The 21,977-nt window shown below is 56.7% G+C and carries 17 protein-coding genes and 1 pseudogene; 13 read left to right on the top strand and 5 right to left on the bottom strand.

Translation table 11 applies throughout. The annotated features are described in order from the left end of the window. The first annotated feature begins 104 nt into the window (after positions 1 to 104). From U1140_RS06640 to U1140_RS06605, 8 genes are all read left to right on the top strand, one after another. Positions 105 to 1,430: an MFS transporter gene (locus U1140_RS06640; protein WP_369846749.1), complete on the top strand. Its 1,326-nt coding sequence runs from the start codon at positions 105 to 107 to the stop codon at positions 1,428 to 1,430. 19 nt (positions 1,431 to 1,449) lie between these two features. Beyond that, positions 1,450 to 5,208: a nitrate reductase subunit alpha gene (locus U1140_RS06635; RefSeq protein WP_369846748.1), complete on the top strand. Its 3,759-nt coding sequence runs from the start codon at positions 1,450 to 1,452 to the stop codon at positions 5,206 to 5,208. Continuing rightward, positions 5,208 to 6,800, top strand: a complete 1,593-nt coding sequence (narH, locus tag U1140_RS06630; RefSeq protein ID WP_249620036.1) for a nitrate reductase subunit beta — start codon at positions 5,208 to 5,210, stop codon at positions 6,798 to 6,800. Before U1140_RS06635 ends, narH begins: the two co-directional genes overlap by 1 nt. A gap of 27 nt (positions 6,801 to 6,827) precedes the next feature. Beyond that, complete coding sequence (gene narJ / locus U1140_RS06625; protein WP_284589758.1) at positions 6,828 to 7,661, top strand: nitrate reductase molybdenum cofactor assembly chaperone; 834 nt, start codon at positions 6,828 to 6,830, stop codon at positions 7,659 to 7,661. Positions 7,662 to 7,685: 24 nt separating this feature from the next. Continuing rightward, positions 7,686 to 8,465, top strand: a complete 780-nt coding sequence (narI, locus tag U1140_RS06620) for a respiratory nitrate reductase subunit gamma (protein ID WP_369846747.1) — start codon at positions 7,686 to 7,688, stop codon at positions 8,463 to 8,465. Between the two features lie 330 nt (positions 8,466 to 8,795). Beyond that, positions 8,796 to 9,452, top strand: coding sequence for a DDE-type integrase/transposase/recombinase (locus tag U1140_RS06615; RefSeq protein ID WP_369846746.1), 657 nt, complete (start codon positions 8,796 to 8,798; stop codon positions 9,450 to 9,452). A 130-nt stretch (positions 9,453 to 9,582) separates the two neighbouring features. Then, positions 9,583 to 9,804: an integrase core domain-containing protein gene (locus U1140_RS06610; protein ID WP_369846745.1), complete on the top strand. Its 222-nt coding sequence runs from the start codon at positions 9,583 to 9,585 to the stop codon at positions 9,802 to 9,804. 29 nt (positions 9,805 to 9,833) lie between these two features. After that, positions 9,834 to 10,100, top strand: a complete 267-nt coding sequence (locus U1140_RS06605) for a PLDc N-terminal domain-containing protein (RefSeq protein ID WP_249624762.1) — start codon at positions 9,834 to 9,836, stop codon at positions 10,098 to 10,100. A gap of 75 nt (positions 10,101 to 10,175) precedes the next feature. Here the strand turns inward: U1140_RS06605 and U1140_RS06600 are convergent. Further along, positions 10,176 to 11,081 (bottom strand): annotated as a pseudogene (locus U1140_RS06600) (IS3 family transposase); the annotation flags it as partial. An 893-nt stretch (positions 11,082 to 11,974) separates the two neighbouring features. Here U1140_RS06600 and U1140_RS06595 point away from each other — a divergent pair. Both U1140_RS06595 and U1140_RS06585 read left to right on the top strand, forming a co-directional pair. Then, entirely contained in the window at positions 11,975 to 12,160 is a 186-nt protein-coding gene (locus tag U1140_RS06595; protein WP_369846743.1) for a hypothetical protein, read from the top strand. 203 nt (positions 12,161 to 12,363) lie between these two features. Continuing rightward, complete coding sequence (locus U1140_RS06585; RefSeq protein ID WP_369846800.1) at positions 12,364 to 13,200, top strand: ATP-binding protein; 837 nt, start codon at positions 12,364 to 12,366, stop codon at positions 13,198 to 13,200. Between the two features lie 35 nt (positions 13,201 to 13,235). Here the strand turns inward: U1140_RS06585 and U1140_RS06580 are convergent, their stop codons facing one another. The 3 genes from U1140_RS06580 to U1140_RS06570 all read right to left on the bottom strand — a co-directional run bounded on the left by U1140_RS06580 (position 13,236) and on the right by U1140_RS06570 (position 15,991). Then, the gene (locus tag U1140_RS06580; protein WP_369846742.1) at positions 13,236 to 14,378 is read right to left on the bottom strand and encodes a glycosyltransferase family 4 protein; all 1,143 of its coding nucleotides are present in this window, start codon (positions 14,376 to 14,378) and stop codon (positions 13,236 to 13,238) included. A gap of 24 nt (positions 14,379 to 14,402) precedes the next feature. Then, complete coding sequence (locus U1140_RS06575) at positions 14,403 to 14,615, bottom strand: hypothetical protein (RefSeq protein ID WP_284595109.1); 213 nt, start codon at positions 14,613 to 14,615, stop codon at positions 14,403 to 14,405. A 248-nt stretch (positions 14,616 to 14,863) separates the two neighbouring features. Further along, positions 14,864 to 15,991 carry a prolipoprotein diacylglyceryl transferase gene (locus tag U1140_RS06570; protein ID WP_369846741.1) on the bottom strand — a complete coding sequence of 376 codons (1,128 nt, stop codon included), beginning with the start codon at positions 15,989 to 15,991 and terminating at the stop codon, positions 14,864 to 14,866. 357 nt (positions 15,992 to 16,348) lie between these two features. Here U1140_RS06570 and U1140_RS06565 point away from each other — a divergent pair, with 357 nt between their 5' ends. Then, positions 16,349 to 17,353 (top strand): methylenetetrahydrofolate reductase, encoded by a 1,005-nt coding sequence (locus U1140_RS06565; protein ID WP_284595113.1) that lies wholly within the window; start codon positions 16,349 to 16,351, stop codon positions 17,351 to 17,353. Between the two features lie 125 nt (positions 17,354 to 17,478). After that, the gene (gene metE, locus U1140_RS06560) at positions 17,479 to 19,776 is read left to right on the top strand and encodes a 5-methyltetrahydropteroyltriglutamate--homocysteine S-methyltransferase (RefSeq protein ID WP_369846740.1); all 2,298 of its coding nucleotides are present in this window, start codon (positions 17,479 to 17,481) and stop codon (positions 19,774 to 19,776) included. A 16-nt stretch (positions 19,777 to 19,792) separates the two neighbouring features. Here the strand turns inward: metE and U1140_RS06555 are convergent, their stop codons facing one another. Further along, on the bottom strand, positions 19,793 to 20,881 hold the full coding sequence (locus U1140_RS06555) for a YihY/virulence factor BrkB family protein (protein WP_369846739.1): 1,089 nt from the start codon (positions 20,879 to 20,881) through the stop codon (positions 19,793 to 19,795). Between the two features lie 174 nt (positions 20,882 to 21,055). Here U1140_RS06555 and U1140_RS06550 point away from each other — a divergent pair, with 174 nt between their 5' ends. After that, a complete protein-coding gene (locus U1140_RS06550) occupies positions 21,056 to 21,586 on the top strand; it encodes a peptidylprolyl isomerase (protein ID WP_023018627.1) in 531 nt (176 codons plus the stop codon). Positions 21,587 to 21,977: the final 391 nt, after the last annotated feature.

The raw sequence follows: 21,977 nt of genomic DNA, 5'->3' as shown, positions 1-21,977 counted from the left end.
TTGTGTGTCGTAATTTAATAAAAATTTAGCCGTTTTGGGTTTCCTTGATTGATTCATTTGCCACTAAATTGGGGGACATAAGCCCTACGACTAATGAGGATACAATGACTACTCTCGATACCTCAGGCAAAGTCATCCAGGGATGGGATCCAGAAAAATCTGATCACTGGGACTCCAAAATCGCCTGGCGGACACTGTGGATTTCCACTTTCGTTCTCATCATTGGCTTCGCCACGTGGTACCTGGTCTCCGCAATTGCACCACAGCTGAATGCAATCGGATTCGACCTGACCACCGCTCAGCTTTATTGGCTGACCTCCATTCCAGGCTTGGCTTGTGGTTTGTTCCGCCTGTTCTTCATGTTCATGCCACCCATCATGGGTACCCGCAAGCTGGTCTGGGTTTCATCCCTCCTGTTCATCATCCCGATGCTGGGATGGTTCTTTGCCGTCCAAGACACCTCCACCTCCTACTGGTGGTTGCTGACGTTGGCATTCATGTCCGGTGTTGGCGGTGGCGTGTTCTCCGGATTCATGCCATCCACCGGCTACTTCTTCCCGAAGCGCCTGTCCGGCACCGCGCTTGGTCTGCAGGCCGGCATTGGTAACTTCGGTATCTCATTCATCCAGCTGGTTGCCCCATGGTTGATGGGATTCACCTTGCTCGGCGTTGGGTTCGTGGCACCGCAGCGTACTGACGACGGCCACATCTTCGTGCACAACCCAGCGATCTTCCTGGTCCCATGGGCAATCGTGGGCGCTATCCTGGCCTTCACGCTGCTGAAAGACGTCCCGATCGAGGCAAACTTCCGCCAACAGATCGACATCTTCGGTAACAAGAACACCTGGATTCTCACCGCCGTCTACATGATGACCTTCGGTGGATTCGCTGGCTTCGCAGCCCAGCTGCCTCTGCTGATCAACCAAACCTTCGGCGCTGGCTCGCAATTCGCTGGGCAATTCGAAAACCTGCCCAACGGTGCCACCTACGCCTTCCTGGGCCCACTCATTGGTGCGCTGGTTCGCGCACTGTGGGGTCCGCTGTGCGATAAGTTCGGCGGAGCCATCTGGACGTTCATCGGCTGTGTCGGCATGACTATTTTCACCGTCGTCGCCACGTTCTTCCTGACGCCATCCCACCCAGACCAAATGTGGTGGTTCCTCGGTTCGATGCTCGTCGTCTTCTTCTTCACCGGTCTGGCTAACGCCGGCACCTTCAAGCAAATGCCGATGATTCTGCCGAAGCGCCAAGCCGGCGGCGTGATCGGTTGGACGGGCGCTACCGCAGCGTTCGGCCCGTTCATCGTCGGTGTCCTGCTTTCCATGTTGGCGCCAACCGTCTTCTTCATCGGCTGCGTCGTCTACTTCGCGATCACCACGGTGCTGGTGTGGATCTTCTACGCCCGCCCGAATGCACCGTACCCAGGATAAATAGGAGCGAATTTCCCCCATGACTACTTCTACAACTGACTCCTCAGCATCCAGCAATTCTAACGGTCCCAAAACCAACCCGCTGTTCAAACTCGGTGCCTACCTGCGCAAGGGTGAGGCCACCGATTCCGGCCAGCAGCTGTTTCTGAAGGGTGGCCGCCAGGCCGACGTTTTCTACCGCAACCGCTGGGCCTTCGACAAGATGGTGCGTTCCACCCACGGCGTGAACTGCACTGGTTCTTGCTCGTGGAAGGTCTACGTCAAAGACGGCGTAATCACCTGGGAATCCCAGGCCGTGGATTACCCCACCACCGGTAATGACATGCCGGAATACGAGCCTCGCGGCTGCCCACGTGGTGCCTCGTTCTCCTGGTACACCTACTCGCCGACGCGTGTGCGCTACCCTTACGCCCGTGGCGTGCTCGTCGACATGTTCCGCGAGGAAAAGAAAAAGCACGGCGATTCCGTGCTGGCATGGCGTGCAATCCAGGAAGACCCAGAAAAGCGCCGCGCTTATATCTCCCAGCGCGGCAAGGGCGGCTTGATCCGCATTTCCTACGAAGAAGCGATCGACATCGCGTCGGCGGCTCACGTCTACACCATCCGGAAATACGGCCCAGACCGCATCAACGGCTTCACCGTTATTCCAGCGATGTCGCAGGTGTCCTACGGCGCCGGCATGCGCTTTTTGCAGTCCATCGGCGGCGTCGCCTTGTCCTTCTACGACTGGTACGCCGACCTGCCGCCAGCATCGCCGCAGACCTTCGGCGACCAGACTGACGTCCCGGAATCTGGTGACTGGTACAACTCGTCCTACCTGATGATGTGGGGCTCGAACATCCCGGTCACCCGCACCCCGGATGCCCACTTCATGGTCGAGGCCCGCTACAAAGGCACCAAGGTCGTCGTGGTCTCGCCGGACTTCGCGGATAACACGAAGTTCGCCGACGAATGGGCCCGCATCCAACCAGGAACCGACGCTGCGTTGGCATTCTCTATGGGCCACGTCATCCTGAAAACCTTCCACGTGGACCGCCAGGAGCCGTACTTCCTGAACTACATGCGGAAATACACCGACTCGCCATTCTTGGTGGCTCTGGACAAGCGTGACGACGGCACCTACACCCCAGGCAAGTTCTTGACTGCCTCGCAGGTCAGTGAAGAAACGCTGAAAGAATCGCCGAACGCCACCCACCGTGGCTTGGTCATGGAAGAAGACGGCCGCGTCGTCGACCCAGGCGGCACTGTAGCTGACCGCTGGGATATGGAATCGTCGAAGTGGAACCTGGCGCTGGATCATGCCGACCCGGTCATGTCCATCGCCGAGACTGACCAATTCGACACCGCAGAAGTGTTGTTCCCACGTTTTGACTTGGATGCCAACCCAGAAGACGTCGGAACCGGTAAGCCAATCGGCGCTGGTGTCGTACACCGCGGCGTTCCGGTACGTGAAGTTGACGGCAAGCTCGTCACCACCGTCTACGACGTCATGCTCGCGCACTATGGCGTGAACCGTGAGGAACTGAACCTGCCTGGCTCCTGGCCGAAGGACTTCCATGACGCCAGCGAAGTCGGCACTCCAGCTTGGCAAGAAGGCCTGACTGGTGTCGCAGCCGAAACCGCGATCCGCATTGGCCGCGAATTCGCGCAGAATGCTGCCGATTCACAGGGCCGCTCGCAGATCATCATGGGCGCCGGCGTGAACCATTACTTCCACGCCGACAACATCTACCGCACCTTCTTGGCACTGACCTCGATGTGCGGCACCCAGGGCGTCAACGGTGGCGGCTGGGCACACTACGTCGGCCAGGAAAAACTGCGTCCGATGAACGGCTGGACCCAGTGGGCCATGTCTGCCGACTGGCAGCGCCCACCGCGCCACATGATCACCACCGGTTTCTACTACTTCGCCACCGAGCAATACCGTTACGACAACTCTCGGGCATCCCACCTGGGCTCGCCATTGGCCAATAACGACGCCATCGGTGACAAGATGGTCTCCGACACCATGGCAGAAGCCATGCGTCGTGGCTGGATGCCGGCCTACCCGCAGTTCAACCGCAACTCGCTGTTCTTGGCTGACGAAGCCGACGAAGCCGGCATGGAAGTCAACGATTACGTCGTCCAGCAGCTAGAAAAAGGCGACCTGGAGTTCTCCTACGACAACCCATCGGCAGAAGAGAACTGGCCACGCATCCTCATCAACTGGCGTACCAACCTGCTGGGGTCCTCCGCGAAAGGCACCGAGTTCTTCCTCCGCCACCTGCTGGGCATCGATTCCGATGCCAACGCGCCGGAACTGGCAGAAGAAGATCGCCCGCGCACCATCAAATGGACCGATGACGTGCCCGTCGGCAAGCTCGATCTGATGATGACCGCCGATTTCCGCAATACCTCGACCACCCTGGTCTCTGACCTGGTGTTCCCGGCGGCGACCTGGTACGAAAAGCACGACATGTCCTCGACGGATATGCACCCGTACCTGCACTCGTTCAACGCCGCGATCAACCCACCATGGGAGGCACGCACCGACTTCGAGATCTTCCGCGATCTCGCCGCCGATCTGTCTGATAAGGCCACCACCTGGCTGGGCAAGCAGCGCGACGTCGTCACGCAGCCAAGCCACCACGACAGCCCCGACGAGCTGGGCATGCCAAACGGCGTGGTGCCGAACGTCGAAGAGCAGGGACTGATCCCGGGCGTGACCATGCCGAAGCTGCACGTCGTCGAGCGTGATTACACCAAGATCTACGAGAAGTGGACCCACCTCGGCCCGCTGCCAGCGAAGGCGGGAACTGGCGTGCACGGCACCAAGTTCAACGTCGAAAAGCAGGCCAAAGAGCTTGAGCTGATCTGCGGTACCTCGGAAACTTCCATGGGTGAGCTGGTTGATCTGTCCAAAGACACCAAGGTCATCGACGCGATTTTGCACCTGTCTGGTGTTTCCAACGGTGAGCTGGCGAAGCAGGGCTTCGAGTTCCTGTCCTCGCGCACCGGCAAGGACCTCACCCCGCTGGGCGCGGCCGACGAAGATGTGCGCATCACTTGGGATGACATCAAGGAACGCCCGAAAGAGGTCATCACCTCGCCGGAATGGACTGCCGACAAGCGCAACAAGCGCCGCTACACCGCGTTTTCCATCAACGTGGAATTCGACAAACCATGGCACACCGTCACTGGCCGCATGCAGTACTACATCGACCATGACTGGTACATCGACTACGGCGAAACCCTGCCGATTTTCCGCCCACCGCTGGATCACGTGCACATGCACGGCGAATTCGCGCCGGGCACGGAACTGACCAACGACCGTGGCGAAGCCGAAGTCACGCTGCGTTACTTGACGACGCACAACAAGTGGTCGATCCACTCGCAGTACTTCGATAACCTGCACGTTTTGTCCATCTCGCGTGGTGGACAGGTTGTGTGGATGTCCAACAAGGACGCGGAGAAGATCGGGGTTACGGACAACGACTGGGTCGAGGTCTACAACCGCAACGGTGTGGTTTCTGCGCGTGCCATCGTTTCCCACCGCATCCCGGAGGGCACGATGATCTGTAACCACGCCCAGGAACGCACCGTCGGCACGCCAATCAATGAGCACACCGGCCGCCGTGGCGGCACGCACAACTCGCTGACCCGCATTTCCATCAAACCGGTACACATCGCTGGCGGTTACGGCCAGCTGACCTACCACTTCAACTACATCGGCCCGACTGGCAACAACCGCGATGAGGTTACTCGCGTCCGTCGCCGTTCACAGGAGGTTTCCTACTAATGAAAGTCATGGCCCAAATTTCCATGATCATGAACCTGGACAAGTGCATTGGCTGCCACACTTGTTCGGTGACCTGTAAGCAGGCATGGACCAACCGTGAAGGCACCGAGTACATCTGGTTCAACAACGTCGAGACCCGCCCGGGTCTGGGGTACCCACGCACATGGGAGGACCAGGAGAAGTGGAAGGGCGGCTGGGAGCGCACCAGCTCTGGCAAGCTGAAGCCGAAAGCCGGTGGACGCATCAAGAAATTGGCGACGCTGTTCCACAATCCGAACTTGCCGGAGCTCAAGGACTACTACGAGCCTTGGACTTACCAGTACGAAGATCTGATGGGTGCGAAGGCTGGGCAGAAAACGCAGCCAACCGCAAAGCCGGTATCGCAGATCGACGGCCGCGACATCAGCAAGATTGAATGGTCGTCCAACTGGGACGATAACCTGGGTGGTTCCACCGCAACCATGGACGATGATCCGATCTTGCACAACATGAACCTCGAGGTGAAAAAGGAAATCGAGGATTCGTTCATGTTCTACCTGCCGCGTATCTGCGAGCACTGCATGAACCCGACCTGTGTTTCCTCGTGCCCATCTGGTGCGATGTACAAGCGCACCGAGGACGGCATTGTTCTGGTGGACCAAGACCGTTGCCGTGGTTGGCGCATGTGCGTTTCCGGCTGCCCGTACAAGAAGGTTTATTTCAACCACAAGACTGGTAAAGCCGAGAAATGTACCTTGTGCTACCCGCGCTTGGAGGTCGGCCAGCCGACGGTGTGCTCCGAGACCTGCGTGGGCCGTCTGCGCTACCTGGGCGTGATTCTTTACGACGCCGACCGCGTCGCTGAGGCCGCTGCCACCGAAAACGAGCAGGATTTGTTCGAGGCGCAGAAGTCCATCATGCTGGATCCGCACGACCCAGAGGTGGTGCGTGCCGCACAAGCAGAGGGCATCCCGCACTCCTGGATTGATGCTGCCCAGCAGTCGCCGATCTACGATCTGATTTTCAAGTACGGTGTTGCTTTGCCGCTGCACCCGGAGTACCGCACCTTGCCTATGGTCTGGTACATCCCGCCGCTGTCCCCAATCGTCGACAGCGTGACTGCTTCCGGCAACGACGGCGAGGATCACAAGATCTTGTTCTCGGCTTTGTCGAATATGCGCATCCCGCTGGATTACCTGGCTGGTTTGTTCACCGCGGGCGATACCGTGCCGGTGGAGAAATCCCTGCGCCGCCTGGTGGCTATGCGTTCCTACATGCGCGATATCAACCTGGGCAACGAGCCGAAGGAAGAAATTGCCCAGGCCGTCGGCATGACCGGCAAGCAGATCGAAGAAATGTACCGTCTGCTGTCCATCGCGAAGTACGACGACCGCTACGTCATCCCGACCGCTTCTCCGGAAACCCCACGTGGCATTTCCAACCTGGACCCATTCGGTGGGGTCGATCCGGCACAGGCCTCCGAGGACGTATTCCACGACCTGGGCATGGGAGCACCGGAAGCCTGCACCAGCAGTGCTGCGCAAGGAGGCAAAGTCTCGCTGTTGTCGTGGAGCGGTGACCGCCCCGATTCGATGTTCCCTCCGAAAAAATAGGGAATAGGGAAGAAGTAGGAGCAACCCTTGAGTATCTTCGACAAACTGCGCAAACGCCCGACGACTCCGTCGACGAAGCCGAAATTTGCCGCCGCGCCTGCCGACGACGCCGTCGCCGGATATGGCACCCCGGCTGGTATCGGCACTATGGGTGGCGCCAAGGACGTCGAGCGAACCCTGCGTGCCCACACCGGTAAAGTGCCCACCGAGTTCATTGCCCCGGTGGAGGTCACCGAAGAGCAGCGACGCATCACCGCGATGGCGGTGTCTGTGTTGCTGAACTACCCGGGCGAGGACATCATCGATAAGCTCGCCGCTGTCGAAGAGCAGGTAGATCAGCTGCCGTTGGCGATTGCCACAGACTTCGTGAACTTCGCGGAATGGGCCCGCAGTGTCGGCCCGCGTGCGCTGGAAGAACACTACGTGGAAACCTTCGACCAGCGTCGTCGTTGCGCGTTGTTCTTGTCCTACTACGCCGTGGGCGATACTCGCCAGCGGGGCATGGCGATTTTGTCGTTCCGTGAGCAGCTGGAGGCCTTGGGTTTCCAGATTTCGGACGACGAGTTGCCGGATCATCTGTGCGTGGTATTAGAAGCCATGGCGATGACCGAAGGTGAAGAGCACGAACGCGCCGTGGAAATGGTGGCCAGCCACCGCGAGGGCATTGAGGTGCTGCGGGCGGCGTTGAACCAGGCGAGCTCGCCTTATGTCGCGCTGATCGTCGCATTGTGCAAGGCGTTGCCGCAGGTTGATGCAAAGACTGCGCAGAAATACGTCGATTTGATCCGTACCGGACCGCCCGCAGAGATGGTCGGCATCGCGGATTTGCCGTTCCCGACCACGCAGCCGGGCGTTGTATAACTAAAATTGATTAAGGACCACACCATGTTTGATAACTTCCTCTGGGGCGCATTCCCGTGGTTAGCGATTGTGGCGTTTGTCGTCGGTATCTTCTGGCGTTGGCGCTCGGACCAATTCGGCTGGACCACTCACTCCTCGCAGATTTATGAATCCAAGCTGCTGCGTCTATCGTCGCCGCTGTTCCACTGGGGCATGGTCTTCGTGATCATCGGCCACCTGATGGGCCTGGCCTTCCCGAAGTCCTGGACTCGCGCCGTCGGCATCGACGATCACACTTACCACCTGATCGCGACCATCCCCGGCTCGATCGCCGCGTTGGCCGTGCTACTCGGATTTGCCGGCCTGCTCTACCGTCGTTTGAAGAACCGCTCGGTGTTCTTGTCGACGTCTGCCTCCGACAAAGTCATGTACATTTTGTTGGGTGCGGCGCTGATTTCCGGTTCTTTCGCGACGTTTACGCTGCAGTTGTTTGATCTGGCCGGTACCGGTGGATACGACTACCGCGAAACCATCTCGCCGTGGTTGCGTCAGCTATTGATTTTCAATATTGAGCCGGAGCTCATGGCTAACGCTCCGTGGCAGTTCAAGGTGCACGTCATTGCTGGTTTCACGCTGATTGCCGTGTGGCCGTTTACCCGCCTGGTGCACGCGTTCTCCGCGCCGGTGGGGTATACCACCCGCCCGTACGTGCTGTACCGTTCCCGCGACGAGCGCACCACCCCGATGCGTTCCAATACCGCGTGGGAGCCGATCCGTTCGCACCGCGAGCAGTTGGAAGGTGAAACCCCAAGCCACGGTGCTTAGGTTCCCGCGGGTTTAGCCATCTGACTCAATACGCTGCTCCGGCAGCGACTGCCGCCAGTCCGGTGCTCAATTGCGAGCATCAGGGCTGGCGGTTTTGTGTTGGCGGATAATAGTCATGCGGAAAATCCTCCAAGAATTCGTCCGCATCCCCAATAGGGGTGGGGATATATCTCTTTGCGAAATCTAGCCGCCGGGTTTCGTGTATTCCTATTCTCTTTTTGCTGTAGGCCGGGCAGGATGTCTGAAGTGTCCCAGGTTTTGTTCCGTTTGAGTAGATCGGAAAATCTTCGAACATGCCCAAGAAAATTTGACCAGAATGCGAAGGACCCTGTGGTCTGTCTCGTGGAAGATCGCATCGTGGCGGAAAATATGTCGATGCACCCCGCGTGTCAGGCAGTAGCCTCAAAGTCTCGGTTGTGGTCCGGTTCATCGATGAATACCGGGATCGTTTCTCTGCCCGAGTTCATTTGTGAGACGTTGAAGAACAATCGCGAAGGTGGCTTCATTACCTCGCGTGGGTACCGCCAGTCCAAAGCTCGTGGCATGAGTGCCCGCAGACTTCGTGACGGCGTGCTGGTTGAGCGCATTAGTGCTGTTAATCAAGCTAATTACGGAGTCTACGGTGTGCGGAAAATGTGGCATGCTCTCCGCCGTGAAGGAATCGATATCGGTCGCGAGCACACCGCACGGCTGATGCGACTGGCTGGTGTTTCTGGCAAAGGCAAAGGCCGGTCACCTATTACAACCCGAAAAGCTCACGTGCCTGATCTGCGCCCGGACTTAGTCCAACGTGAATTCAACGCCGCAGCACCGAATAAGTTGTGGGTCGCCGATATTACTTACGTGCGCACGAAGAAAGGCTTTGTCTACACCGCTTTTGTCACCGACGTTTACTCCAGGCGGATCGTTGGGTGGGCGTTATCGGATTCGATGCGGACTTCAAGCACTGCCGCTGCAGGCGCTCAACCAGGCGATAGTGTGTGCTGAAGAAACGACAGGTTTGGTGCATCATTCGAATCGTGGGTCGCAGTATGTCAGCGTGGTCTATAACAAGCGAGGTGCCCTGCACAGGATTACCGATTACACCGGGACTGTTGGTGACTGATATGACAATGCATTGGCTGAAAACGTGAACGGTTCTTACAAGAACGAGCTGATCCATACTCGCAGGTGGGATGACGTTATCGAGGTAGAAATCGCGACATTCGAGTGGGTGTCATGGTGGAACGAGACAAGGCTGCATCAAAGCTTGGGGTACCGCACCCCGGTCGAGGTTGAAGACGCGTTGTGGGAACAAGATGAGTCTCGGGAAATAATAGAAAATAAGGTAAATCCCTAGGAACAAAACCCAGTACACTTCAGGGCCTGATGATTACGCTCTATGATTTTGCAACAACCACAGTCATGCTAGCTATCTTCCTTCTTTGGGTGATAAGCATTATCGTACTGTTCAAAAAGAAAATGAGCGCTCTTTCTGCACTTATATGGCTTGCTGTCATAATCATTCTTCCGATCCTCGGACCTATCGCTTTTCTTCTGTACTCCACTCAGCAGAAAAAGCACGAAGGGGAATCCCCGACTAGATATGAAAGCGACACCCTGGAGGAAAAAAATTTTCTTTTAGGTGGTCGTTAAATCGTACATAGGTGTGGCGATATGGGTGCATAAGTGAAAAGTGAACTGGCCCCCGAAAGTTGGACTGGTTTAATTCTAGGCGGTTAGGGCTTCAAGGGTTTGATTTCGATATTGCATCGGGGTCAGGCCCTTGAGTCGTTGTTGGATGCGTTCGGTGTTGTACCACTGGATGTACTCGTCGATCGCCTGGTTGAACTCTGCGACGGTGTCGAAGACTTCACCGTGATACATCTCCGTTTTCAGGTGCCCGAAGAAGTTTTCCATCACCGCATTGTCGTAACAGTTTCCCCTCCTTGACATCGACTGTGTGCCACCAATACCTGTAATGAGTGTGCGCCAACTGGAATGCTGGTACTGGAATCCCTGATCGGTATGCACAAGCAATCGTTGGTCTGGTGATTCTTGCGCGATGGCATCACGCAAAGACTGCGAGGTAAACACCGTATTCGGTGAGGTTGCAACGCTGTACGACACGATTGAACGATCGCATAAGTCCATAATTGGCGATAGATAGACTTTGGTGCCAGCAACGCGAAACTCCGTGACATCGCTTGCCCACACCGTATTTGGTTCATCAGGTGTGAAACATCGATTCACTACATTGGCTGCGATGTCACTGACTGTGCCTTTGTACGAGTTGTACTTCTTTTTCGCCCTGACCTTGGACTTAAGCCCCAGTTGGTCCATGAGCTTGTAGACCAGCTTATGGTTGACGACCCATCCTTGTCTGCGTAGCTGGGCATGCACTCGCCGGTAACCATAACGACGGTTCATCCGCTCAAAAACATCGATGATTTCCTGCTTGAGCTGGGCATGCTTATCAACCATGGTGAGGCGTTGTTGGTGATAGAAAAATGTTGACCGGGCAAGACATGCCGCAACCAGCAAGTCCTCCAGGCGGTGGTCTGACTTGAGGATGACGATAGCCTCGACCTTTAGCCTCGTCGCTGGTTGTTCAAGTCCCGCAATTTTTTTAAGTACGCATTTTCTGCCTGTAGCTTCTCTACCTCGCGGCGTAGCCGATCTTCTGCGGTCAGCGGTGTCGAGCTGGTGCTGCCTTTCGGTCGTCCCTTCGGTTTGAGAGTGTCTGTTAGTTTGTGTGCGGGGTTTGGTTTACAAGTAATCCTAGAATCGGTCGGGGTAAGCCACCGCTGGGGATGCGGAAACTAACGCAAAATGCCCTTACTTAGGTTAGATGGCGGTCATACTCACCCCATATAAGGGGAATAAGTAAAAAGTCGAAAAATTGTGTTGCAGTTTACAATCTATTGTTTTACGATGAGGTTGCTTCCTTAAAAAGGGGCTCGCATCTTACGAATGCATTTTTGGAGGAGATGTGCAAGCTGAAATACGCGGAAAGTTTTTACTCTCCATTTTCTGGCATTTGTTGGCGGTTTGGGTTTGGTTCCGCAGGCTGCTGCGACTAAGAAAGTCTGAGGCTAAGGGGTAAGTATGCACACAGCTATTATCATTTTTCTCTTTACCTATTCGGTAACTGTATCTTTGATGCTTTTGCGGAAAGATAAGGGGAATAAAAAGTAACATCAGTTTTTGTGCTTAAAACTTGAAGTGCCCTGGGTTTTGTTCTAGGCATTTGCCTTAATTTCCATTATTTCTCGAGCTGGTTGTCGGCTGCAAAACTCTGCTTCAACCTCTATTGGCGTGCGGTAGTCAAGGTTCTGATGAAGCATGGCGTCGTTCCACCAATCCACCGGTATCGCGATAAACAATGTTTCACGTGAAACATGGACTCAATTACGCGCGAATTCAGACACGAGTTCCTCAAAGTGTCGGTTAGAATCGCCTCAAACTGTCGGATAAAATGACCTCAAAGTGTCGGTTAGAATCGCCTCAAACTGTCGGATGGTGAAATAGTGGTGTTGTCTCAGGACTATATTCCGCGGATAACGGATGTTTTTGTGGAGCAGTCGTTGCGGCGCACTGGAGCCTTGTTGATTGAGGGGCCGAAGGGTTGTGGCAAGACTGCGACCGCCCGTCACCATGCCGAGAGCGAAATCAAAGTAGACATCGATCCTGATGTGGAGATTTCAATGGGGTAGATCCGGCTCTTGTATTACAAGGACCGACGCCGAGAGTTTTGGACGAATGGCAGGCACAACCAAAATTATGGGATGTAGTACGCCACGAAATTGATGGGCGTGGGCTGCCTGGACAATTTATTTTGACGGGATCAACCGCCCCAGCCGAAGCGGTGCAAGGCCATTCTGGAGCCGGAAGATTCTCTCGCTTAACAATGCACACCATGACACTGGCAGAATCGGGAGAATCCACTGGACAAGCTTCACTGCTCAACATGGTGAAGGGCGAGGCACCGCGCGTCGGCAAGACGGAACTAACTATCCACGATCTTGCGGAAAGGATTTGCCGAGGCGGGTGGCCAGGCTTTTTGCGTCTCAGTGTTGCGGATGCACAAGCAAACCTTCGTGATTATGTACGGACCATCGTGGAGCTCGACATTTCCACACCGGACAAGGTGAAGCGTAACCCAGCTCGGGTTCTGCGGGTAATGCGATCTCTGGCTCATGAGATCGGAACTGAAATGTCGACGACTGCAATCGCCACAGATGCCGAATTGCACCGAGAAACTGCGATTGACTACTTAGATTCTCTCGAGCGTATTTTCATCAGTCAAGACCAACCGGCGTGGTCACAATCCCTGCGCTCACGTACCCCGCTACGCAAAGCAGCCAAACGGCACTTTGCAGACCCAGCGTTAGCAGTTGCTGCGCTACAAAAACAGCCGGACGATCTATTACACGACTTTGAATTTTTCGGTCAGCTTTTTGAATCGCTGGTTGTTCATGAATTACGCGCGCTGACGAACGAGCCGGTCTATCACGCTCGCCTCGGGGATGGCACCGAAGTTGATGCGATTACGACGCTCGCTGGGCGAACAGTGCTCGTGGAGATCAAACTCGGGCACCATCCCAATGTGGTCGACGGTGCGGCGGCGAGTCTGCAGAAATTCGCCGCGGTGATGCCTGAGCCCGCTGAATTGCTGGTCGTGACCGGCGGTGGAATGTCGTACCGTCGGCCTGATGGCGTCAACGTCATCGCCATTGGTGCACTCGGGCGCTAGGCAGTTAAACGGACGGCTTAAAGCTCCCGCAGTGCCTAAATCTCGCGCAGTTCCTTCTGTAGCCGCGCGCCCATCAGATCCCAGTTCCAATTCTTGAAGACGTGCTCCCTGCCCGCAGCACCCATCTTTGAGCGCAGCTGCGCGTCGGCAAGCAATGTCTCTAAACCACGCACGAGACTGCTCACGCGATGCCCGTTAACCACCAGCCCCGTGGCGTCCGTGATGGTCTCTGGCGCACCGCCCGAATTGCCAGCGATCACCGGCAGCCCGCAGGCCTGGGCCTCCAAGTACACGATGCCCAGCCCCTCTACGGACAACCCGCCTGCGCGAGTGCGAGCGGGCATCGCGAACACATCTGCGGCAGCCAACGCATTGTTAACGCGCACCTGGTTCTGCTGATAATCCGTGTTGTTTAGCAAAAGAGCATCCGGCGCATACTTCTGCCGCAGCCTTTCCAGGCGCCGAACCGAACGCCCACGGCCCACCAAAATCAACTGCACATCCGGAAACTGTCTGCGCAACACCGGAAACGCGCGCAACAGCTTGTCCTGGCCTTTACGCGGGACAAAACGCGAAATGCACACGATCGTCGGCGCAGACGCAGCAATCCCAAAGGTCTGCTTCGCTTCCGCCTGCCGCTCAGGGCTTGCGACCGCAAAATTATCCGCGTTGACTCCGGAAGGCAGATGCACCCAGCGCGGGCGGCTACCAAAGGGTTTTTCCAGCCGACGGCGTGTGTAGGACGAGATATACGTCAGCACGTCGGAGTTGTTGCCTATCACGCGCAGCGCCTGGCGTGCCCCGGGAATCATGGACCAGCCGACCTCATGGCCGTGCGTGGTGGAAATGACTTTCTTCGCCCCGGCCTTTTTTGCGGTCTTCGCCAGCAAAGCCAGGGGAGCGGCCGCACCAAACCAAACGGTATCAATATCGTGTGTGCGGATGATTTCGTGGAGTTTTTTTGCCGCACCCGGCGTCGGCAGTAATAGGCGGTGTGGCCAGCGAATCACTGGGTACTGCAGCTGCGCGTCGTAGCTCTCGCAGGCGGCTTTATCCCGTGTGGGCGCAAAAACAATGATCTCGTTGGGGTCCAGCAGGGAAACGAAATCCCGTAGATATGATTCAATCCCCCCGATTACCGGAGGGAAATCGTTGGTGACCAGCAGAGTCTTTGGCATGGTCTTCATTAAAACACGTCAGAATTAAATGACTTCACCCAGGTGATAGTTTTTTACTTCATTGCCATAGATGGTGCGTTCCGTGCCGTCGACATCGACGCTGTGAAACACCGAATCGTTTTCGATGGCTTCGCGCAGCATCTCAATGCGGTTGCCCTGCTCGCCTGGGGCTACTCCGGCGGGGAAATAATAGGTTGAGCCGTTGTCCAATTTTACTGACAGCCCTTGAACGCCCATGGAAATTTCCTCCTCGTGCTATTTCGACCTCGTCCAACAACCGAAGGTGGACGCAGGCGATAGCGTCGATCGATTTTGTATTTTCTTCTATCAGAAACACTATCGAAGCAGGCGGGCGAGCTCACGTTACGACGCTATGGCATTTATCTCTTTACGGGCACCGTACCGACGACAAAGCGCCAGGGCGTTGTGTAACGCTTCCTGGCGCCAGGGTGCTTGTCGACGATTAAACCTCGACTACGGTTCGACTACTTCTCGTCGGAATCAGTCTCGTCAGCTGCGGACTCGCCGGAGTCAGACTCGAGTTCTTCTTTCAGCTTCTCGTCGATGGCCGCGGCCTTTTCGGCGGCGTCGGTATCGCCGTGAGCGGAAGCGCGGGTGGCTTCGGAAGCGGCTAAGTTCTCGGCAGCGCCTGCGGAGAAGTTCTTCGACAGTTGCTCGTCGATATCTGCCAGCAGCTCTTCATCGCGCTCAGCTGGGTCTTCGGCAAGATCTCCAGCCTTCTTTTCTGCCTTCGCGTTCTCTGCAGAAGCATCCGTATTTGGTGCTTCCAGGTCATCGTCGCTGGTCGACGAGTATACCAGCGTGCTGGTGGTGTTCGAGCTGTAATCGCTGGCGCGTGGTGGTTCTTCTGGTGCGCCAGATTTGCGTTTGTTCAGCACGTAGGCAATAACACTGACGATCGCGGCGATAACGCCAGCCCACAGGGCGTAGAAACCGAATCCACGAGAGTTAGACGTGGTCTTTTTCTGTACCTTCTTCTGGGCTTTCTGCAGCTTCTTTGCCTGCTGCTGAGCGGCCTTTTCTGCCTTCTTCTGGGTTTTCTTGAGCGACTTCGGCAGGTTGTCGGTGGCCTGGCTAGCCTGCTTTTGCAGGTTCTTCGCAGCTTTTTTCGCGTTCTTCTTGTCCAGCTTCTTTGCTGCCTTATCCTTGATCTTCTTGGCAGCAGCGTTGGCCTTCTTCTCGGCGCACGACAGGCGCTTGCGGTTCTTCCGGCTCAATTGTTTATCTGCCTTCTTGCGCAGTTTCTTTGCCTGCTTTTGCACCTTCTTGGTGGCTTTCGAGAAGTTGTCACTAGCAGAATCGCGCACCTGCTCGAAAGTTTCACCTGCATCGCCGTCGATCAGATCGCGGCCGGTTTCTTGCAGGGCTTCCAAGCTTTTATCCAAGCGCGCGTGAGCGGCCTTGGTCAGTTTGCCGGCTTCTTTACGTGCCTCGGGGAAGTGCTTCTCGGCGCTTTTGTCCGCGGTCTTTGCGGCGCTTTCTAAAAATTCGAAGGCTTCCTGGGACTTCTTGTCGCGGTAATCCTTGAATTTTTCCCAGCCGCTGGAGCCGAGATCGCGCGCGATGCGCAGGTTGACGCTTGCAGAACTCATGGTTGGTTCACCTCGTTAATCACATGATTGTCACTAGTTAGTTCACTAGCTAGATAGACCCAGGATAGTGGTTATTTGTGGTGATGTGGGAGAGAACAGCGAAAAGTACGAGTTTTCACCACATCTATCAGCGCCCATTAATGGTATTACCATAGACAGCTTGGTTCAGATTTTTCGCACTGTCTTGATTTATATTCAGCACGCCGTAGCCCCATTTTTCCAGCATGAACGGCACACGCAAAGGTGTTATCTTTTAGCGTTCTTCCTTGTTAGCTGCACAAGCATTAGATTGATGCCAACACTAGACAGCTTGGTACACAATCAAGACGCAATCAGCCGGAAAGGAGATGACGAGCAATGGCCCCACGCGTATCCGCCTCTGCACCATTGGATGATTCCAATGCTGATTTGGATGCTGATTCGGGTGCAGATTCCGGATTGAACGGACTGACTGACGCAGCATTTGGCGAATCTGCTCGTCACACCGGTTCCGAGCGCACCGCATTGTCATTCGAGGTCATCCCGCCGCGCCACGATGCCGACGAGAAAAAGATCTCCAACCTCCTGGCAACGCTGGAATCGTATCGCCCCGACTATATCTCTGTCACCAGCTCTCACCGCTCCGGCTGGTTGGATGGCACCGCGAAGTTCATCTCCCGCATCGACCGGGAAACCAACATGCGCACCCTGGCCCACCTCGCGTGCACCGCGGGTACCAAACAAGAAATGATCGCCTGGATTAATCGCCTGATCGATTCTGGCGTGCGCGGGTTGCTGGCATTGCGCGGCGACCTGCCCGAAGGCGATGTCGCTTTGCCTTCCGATCACCTGCAGCATGCCGACGAACTCGTGCGCCTGATCCGCGAGGTCGAAGGCCGCCAAGCAGCACGTTTTGCCGCTGGCCGGCTCGCCGTCGCCGTCGCCAGCTACCCGAACGGCCACTATCAGGCACGCACCGACGACGAGAACTTCGACGTGCTGCTATCCAAACAGCGCAGCGGGGCAGATCTGGCCATCAGTCAGCTGTTTTTCGAGGCAGAAGACTTCCTGCAATTCCGTCGCCGTGCGCAATTGGCTGGGGTGCGCATCCCGCAGATCCCCGGCATCATGCCGATCACCAGCGTGCGCCGACTGCGCCGCATGGCCGAATTTTCCAGCCTGCCGGTGCCAGAACACCTGGTACGTCGACTAGAAAATGCTCGGGACGAGCGCGCCGAAGGCATCGCGATCACCGCCGAACTCGTCCAGGCGATGTTGGATAACGATGTTGGCAGCCTGCACATCTACACCCACAACAATGCTGAGGTCACCGAAGAACTACTGCAAGCAGTGGGGATTCGCCCGCCAGCACCACCTGGCTAGTCCACGCTGCTAACCAAGCACAACCAAGCACAGCCGAGCTGGCGCAGCGAAAACCCGCACAAACCAATAAACCAACAACACGAAACGTGTTACAGGATCTGTCCCAGGAAGGACACCACAACACCATGTCGCAGACACCATTCCCAGCGAAAACCATCGAGGGCTACCCTCGCGTTGGTGCTAACCGCGAGCTTAAGCGTGCGCTGGAATCTTATTGGGCTGGCCGCATCGACCGCCCTACTTTTGAATCCGCTGCACACTCGCTGCGTATTGACACCTACGCCCGCCTGAAAGATCTCGGTCTTTCCGACGATTACGCTATCCCAGCCGACGTCGCGTATTACGACCAGGTTCTAGAGACCGCGCTGACTGTCGGCGCTCTTGGCGGCGAGGCAGAAGAAGTCAGCTTGGATGAAGAATTCGTCCTTGCCCGCGGTAACGCGGATACCGCCCCGCTGGAAATGACCAAGTGGTTCGACACCAACTACCACTACATCGTCCCAGAAATCAGCGCTGAGCAGTCCTTTACCGCCCGCCCGCAGCGCCTGCTCAAGCTTGTCGATGAAGCCCGCGAGGCCGGCCACACCATCCGCCCATACCTGGTTGGCCCAGTCACCGTGCTGGCACTGTCCAAGGCTGCCGACGGCACCACCAACCCGCTGGATCGCCTGGATGGCCTCGCGAAATCCTACGCACAGGTCTTCGCTGCACTGAAGGAAGCTGGCGTGGAATGGGTCCAGGTTGCAGAACCAGCCCTGGTTGCCGATCACACCGGCATCTCCGATGCCGAGCTTGCCGAGCGCGCCGGTGAAATCTGGACCGAGCTGCTGGGTAACGACAACCGCCCGCAGGTCTACCTGACCACCCCTTACGGTTCGCTGCAGGCTGGCCTGGACAAGCTGCTGGCCGCCGCCCCAGAGGCTTTCCAGGTGGATGTTTCTCGCCCTACCCAGGCACTGGATTCCAACTACCTGAACCGCATCAAAGAAGCCGTCGCTAAGTCGCCACAGACCACCCTGGTTGCTGGTGTGGTTGATGGCCGCAACGTCTGGGCCGGTGACCTCAACGCGCTGGTCGAAACTGCCGAAGAGCTCGGCGCCAAGCACGTCACCACTTCCGTGTCGCTGCAGCACGTGCCACACACCGTCGAGGCAGAAAAGAACTTGCCTGTCGACGTTGCTGGCTGGTTCTCCTTCGCTGACGAGAAGATCTCCGAGGTTGTGGCCATTGCTGCTGCCTTGGACGGCAAGCGCGACGAGGTAGAGCAGACCTTCGCCCGCTCTGAGCGCGCCCTGCGCACCCGTAAAGAATCCGAGCGCACCCACAACGACGCCGTCGCCAAGCGCGTCGCGCAGCTGCCAGAAGGCCAGGTTGCCCGCGAGCCGAAGTTCGCAGAGCGCATCAAGGTCCAGGATGAACTGGGTCTGCCGAAGTTGCCGACTACCACCATTGGTTCGTTCCCACAGACCAAGCAGATCCGTGGTGCCCGCGCCGATCACCGTGCCGGTAAGCTCACCGACGAGCAGTACGTCGAAGAGCTGCGCGGCGAGATCGCTTCCGTGATCAAGCTGCAGGAAGACTTGGGCATCGACGTGCTGGTACACGGCGAGCCAGAGCGTAACGACATGGTGCAGTACTTCGCGGAGCTTCTCGACGGCTTCGTCGTCACCGAAAACGGCTGGGTACAGTCCTACGGTTCCCGTTGCACCCGTCCACCAATTGTCGTCGGCGATGTCTCCCGCCCAGAGGCCATGACTACCGAGTGGGCGAAGTACGCGCAGTCGCTGTCCGACAAGCACGTCAAGGGCATGCTGACTGGTCCGGTGACTATCCTGGCGTGGTCGTTCATTCGTGACGATGTCCACCAGTCCGTCTCCGCCGACCAGATCGGTGTCGCGCTTGCCGACGAAGTCGCTGACCTGGAAGACGCTGGCATCGACATCATCCAGATCGACGAGCCAGCCCTGCGTGAGCTGCTGCCACTGCGTGCTTCTGACCGCGCGGAATACCTGGACTGGGCTGTGCGTGCCTTCCGTTTGGTCTCGCTGGAGGCGAAGCCAAAGACGCAGATCCACACCCACCTGTGCTACTCCGAGTTCGGCCAGATTATCGACGCGGTTGCGGCACTGGATGCCGATGTGACCTCCATTGAGGCAGCACGTTCGCGCATGGAGTTGCTGGAGGATCTCAACGATTCCTTCACCAGCGAAATCGGCCCAGGCATCTACGACATCCACTCGCCACGTATCCCATCGGTCGAGGAGATGGAAGAGCTGATCCGCGCGGCGCTGAAGAACGTCGACGAGAAGCGCCTGTGGATCAACCCGGACTGTGGTTTGAAGACCCGTGGTTACGAAGAGACCGAAGAGTCGCTGCGCAACATGGTGACCGCCCGTAACAACGTGGTGGAATCGCTGAACTAATTCTGGGAGCCTAATTTTAGGGCGCGTCCTTGAGCTGCTGGGCATCATTTTCCAGTGAGCTGAGGACGCGCTCCATTTTTTCTTGCTGTTTTGTGGACCGGTGCTCTAGGTGTGGGGCTTGTTCGGCAAGGCGGGTGTTGTCGTCGCTATCAGCATCCAAAATGCCTTCGCGCAGCTGCCGGGTGCGTTCGACCTCAGCATCAATGACGACGCCGAAGACCAGGCTCGTGTTGGCGATCCAGCAGCCGAAGAAAAACGTCACGATCGAGCCCAGTGCACCATAAGAATTCAACGACGATAGGTGCACGAAGTACACATACAGCCCGCCGCCGGTGAGGAAGATCAGTACCAGCGCGACGAATGCCCCGAGAGTGAAGATCCGCCACTTGGAGCGGTACGGGCGCACGTTCGGCGCATAGTAATACAGCACGGAAATAAGACCCGCAGCCATGATCACGATGACCGGCCACCGCACCCATGCCCAGACCGGCAGGATGGCGGTGGTGAGAAATTCAATTTCTTCATAGATGCCCAGTGGCCCGGCGATGGGTTGGATCAGTGTTTCCACGACGGTGACATTGACGACGAGCGCCAAGAAGATCAGGCACACGCCCAAAATCATGGCTACGGATAACAACGCCATGGATGACCAGACGTGTAGGAGCGGACGGCCGTCGATATCGCCGTACACGCGGGTGGAGAACCTAGCGAAGGCGCGCACGTAGGCGGATGAGGAGATCGCGGCTAAGACCACACCGGCGAGCAGGCCGAGCAGGTTTGTCGACGTGCTGGATAAAACAGTATCGACGGTGTTGAGCACGGTTTCGGTTTGGTTGACCGGCAAAATTCCGCCCAGGAAATCCCATAGCAAGTTTTCTAGAAGCTCGCGGTTATTGGCCATAATGAGCACACTGATGCCATAAAACACCAGCAACGTCGGCGCTAGTGCCAGCAGCGTGAAATAAGTGAGCCCGGCGCCCATGTCCGGGATTTGTAGCCGGAGCGATTGCACGACGATGCGACGGATCGTATACCACCAGCCGACACGGGTCAGTTGCGGCCGTGGCGGCGGGGTGACGGGTTCTGCGCGGTGGGCGCCGGCCATGGTGGTAGCGTCCTAACGATCTCGGGGGGCTTAGGGGACCACCGTAGTGTACTGAAAAGCCACTGTGAGTGGTGGCAGCGGGGCTGTAGCGGAGTTTAATTGAGCTTGGAAGACTCGGTGGATTGGCTGCGCGTGTGACCAGCTGGGTGGACGATGTCGTCTATACTGGTGGGCATGAGTAAATCCACTGCCAAGGCAACTTTGCACACTAATCATGGCGATATCGTGATTGAGCTGTTCGGCAATCACGCACCAGTAACCGTCGAGAACTTCGTCGGCCTGGCCAAGGGAACCCAGGAATACTCCACCCAGAATGCGCAGGGTGGCCAGGAAGGCCCGTTCTATGACGGCGCGATCTTCCACCGCATCATCGATGGCTTCATGATCCAGGGCGGCGACCCAACCGGCACAGGCCGTGGCGGCCCGGGCTACCAGTTCCGCGATGAGTTCCACCCAGAGCTGTCCTTCGACCGCCCATACCTGTTGGCTATGGCAAATGCCGGCCCAGGTACCAACGGTTCGCAGTTCTTCATCACCGTCGGCAAGACCCCACACCTGACCGGTGCGCACACCATTTTCGGTGAAGTCACTGATAAGGATTCGCAGAAGGTCGTCGACAAGATCGCTAAGGTCTCGACTGATCGCATGGATCGTCCGCATGACGACGTTGTCATCGAGTCCGTGGAGATTTCCGAGGAAGCATAATCGGCTAAGACCCCAGCACTTCTACCCGGAGTCCGCACACAGAGCATTGTGTGTTGGCTCCGGGTTTTTGTTGTGCACTGGTAACTGGGGAGTGTGGATAAATCACTTGTTATTCACGGAGTTATCCACCGGTATTTGCTGTGGAGAACTCCCCGAAAGTTATCCACAAGTCTTGTGGATAATGTGGAAAACTATGCTTGTAATTTAGAACCTCAAGTTTCACTTTAGTGTCATTTATGCAGCTAACACCCTGAATTTGTAGATTTTCTTCCACGGTTTTGTTCACAGCCCGTGAAATCTGGCGAAATGAATTGTCCACAATCGACGTTTTTCACAAATTAGTCCACAACTTGTGGATAACTTTGTCGACAACTTGTGGTGACTGAGACGA

The sequence above is a fragment of the Corynebacterium drakensteinense genome (assembly GCF_041224285.1).
In the GTDB taxonomy this organism is placed as follows: Bacteria; Actinomycetota; Actinomycetes; order Mycobacteriales; family Mycobacteriaceae; genus Corynebacterium.
The sequence above is the reverse complement of the archived record's forward strand: the minus strand, read 5'-3'. Positions and strand labels throughout refer to the sequence as shown.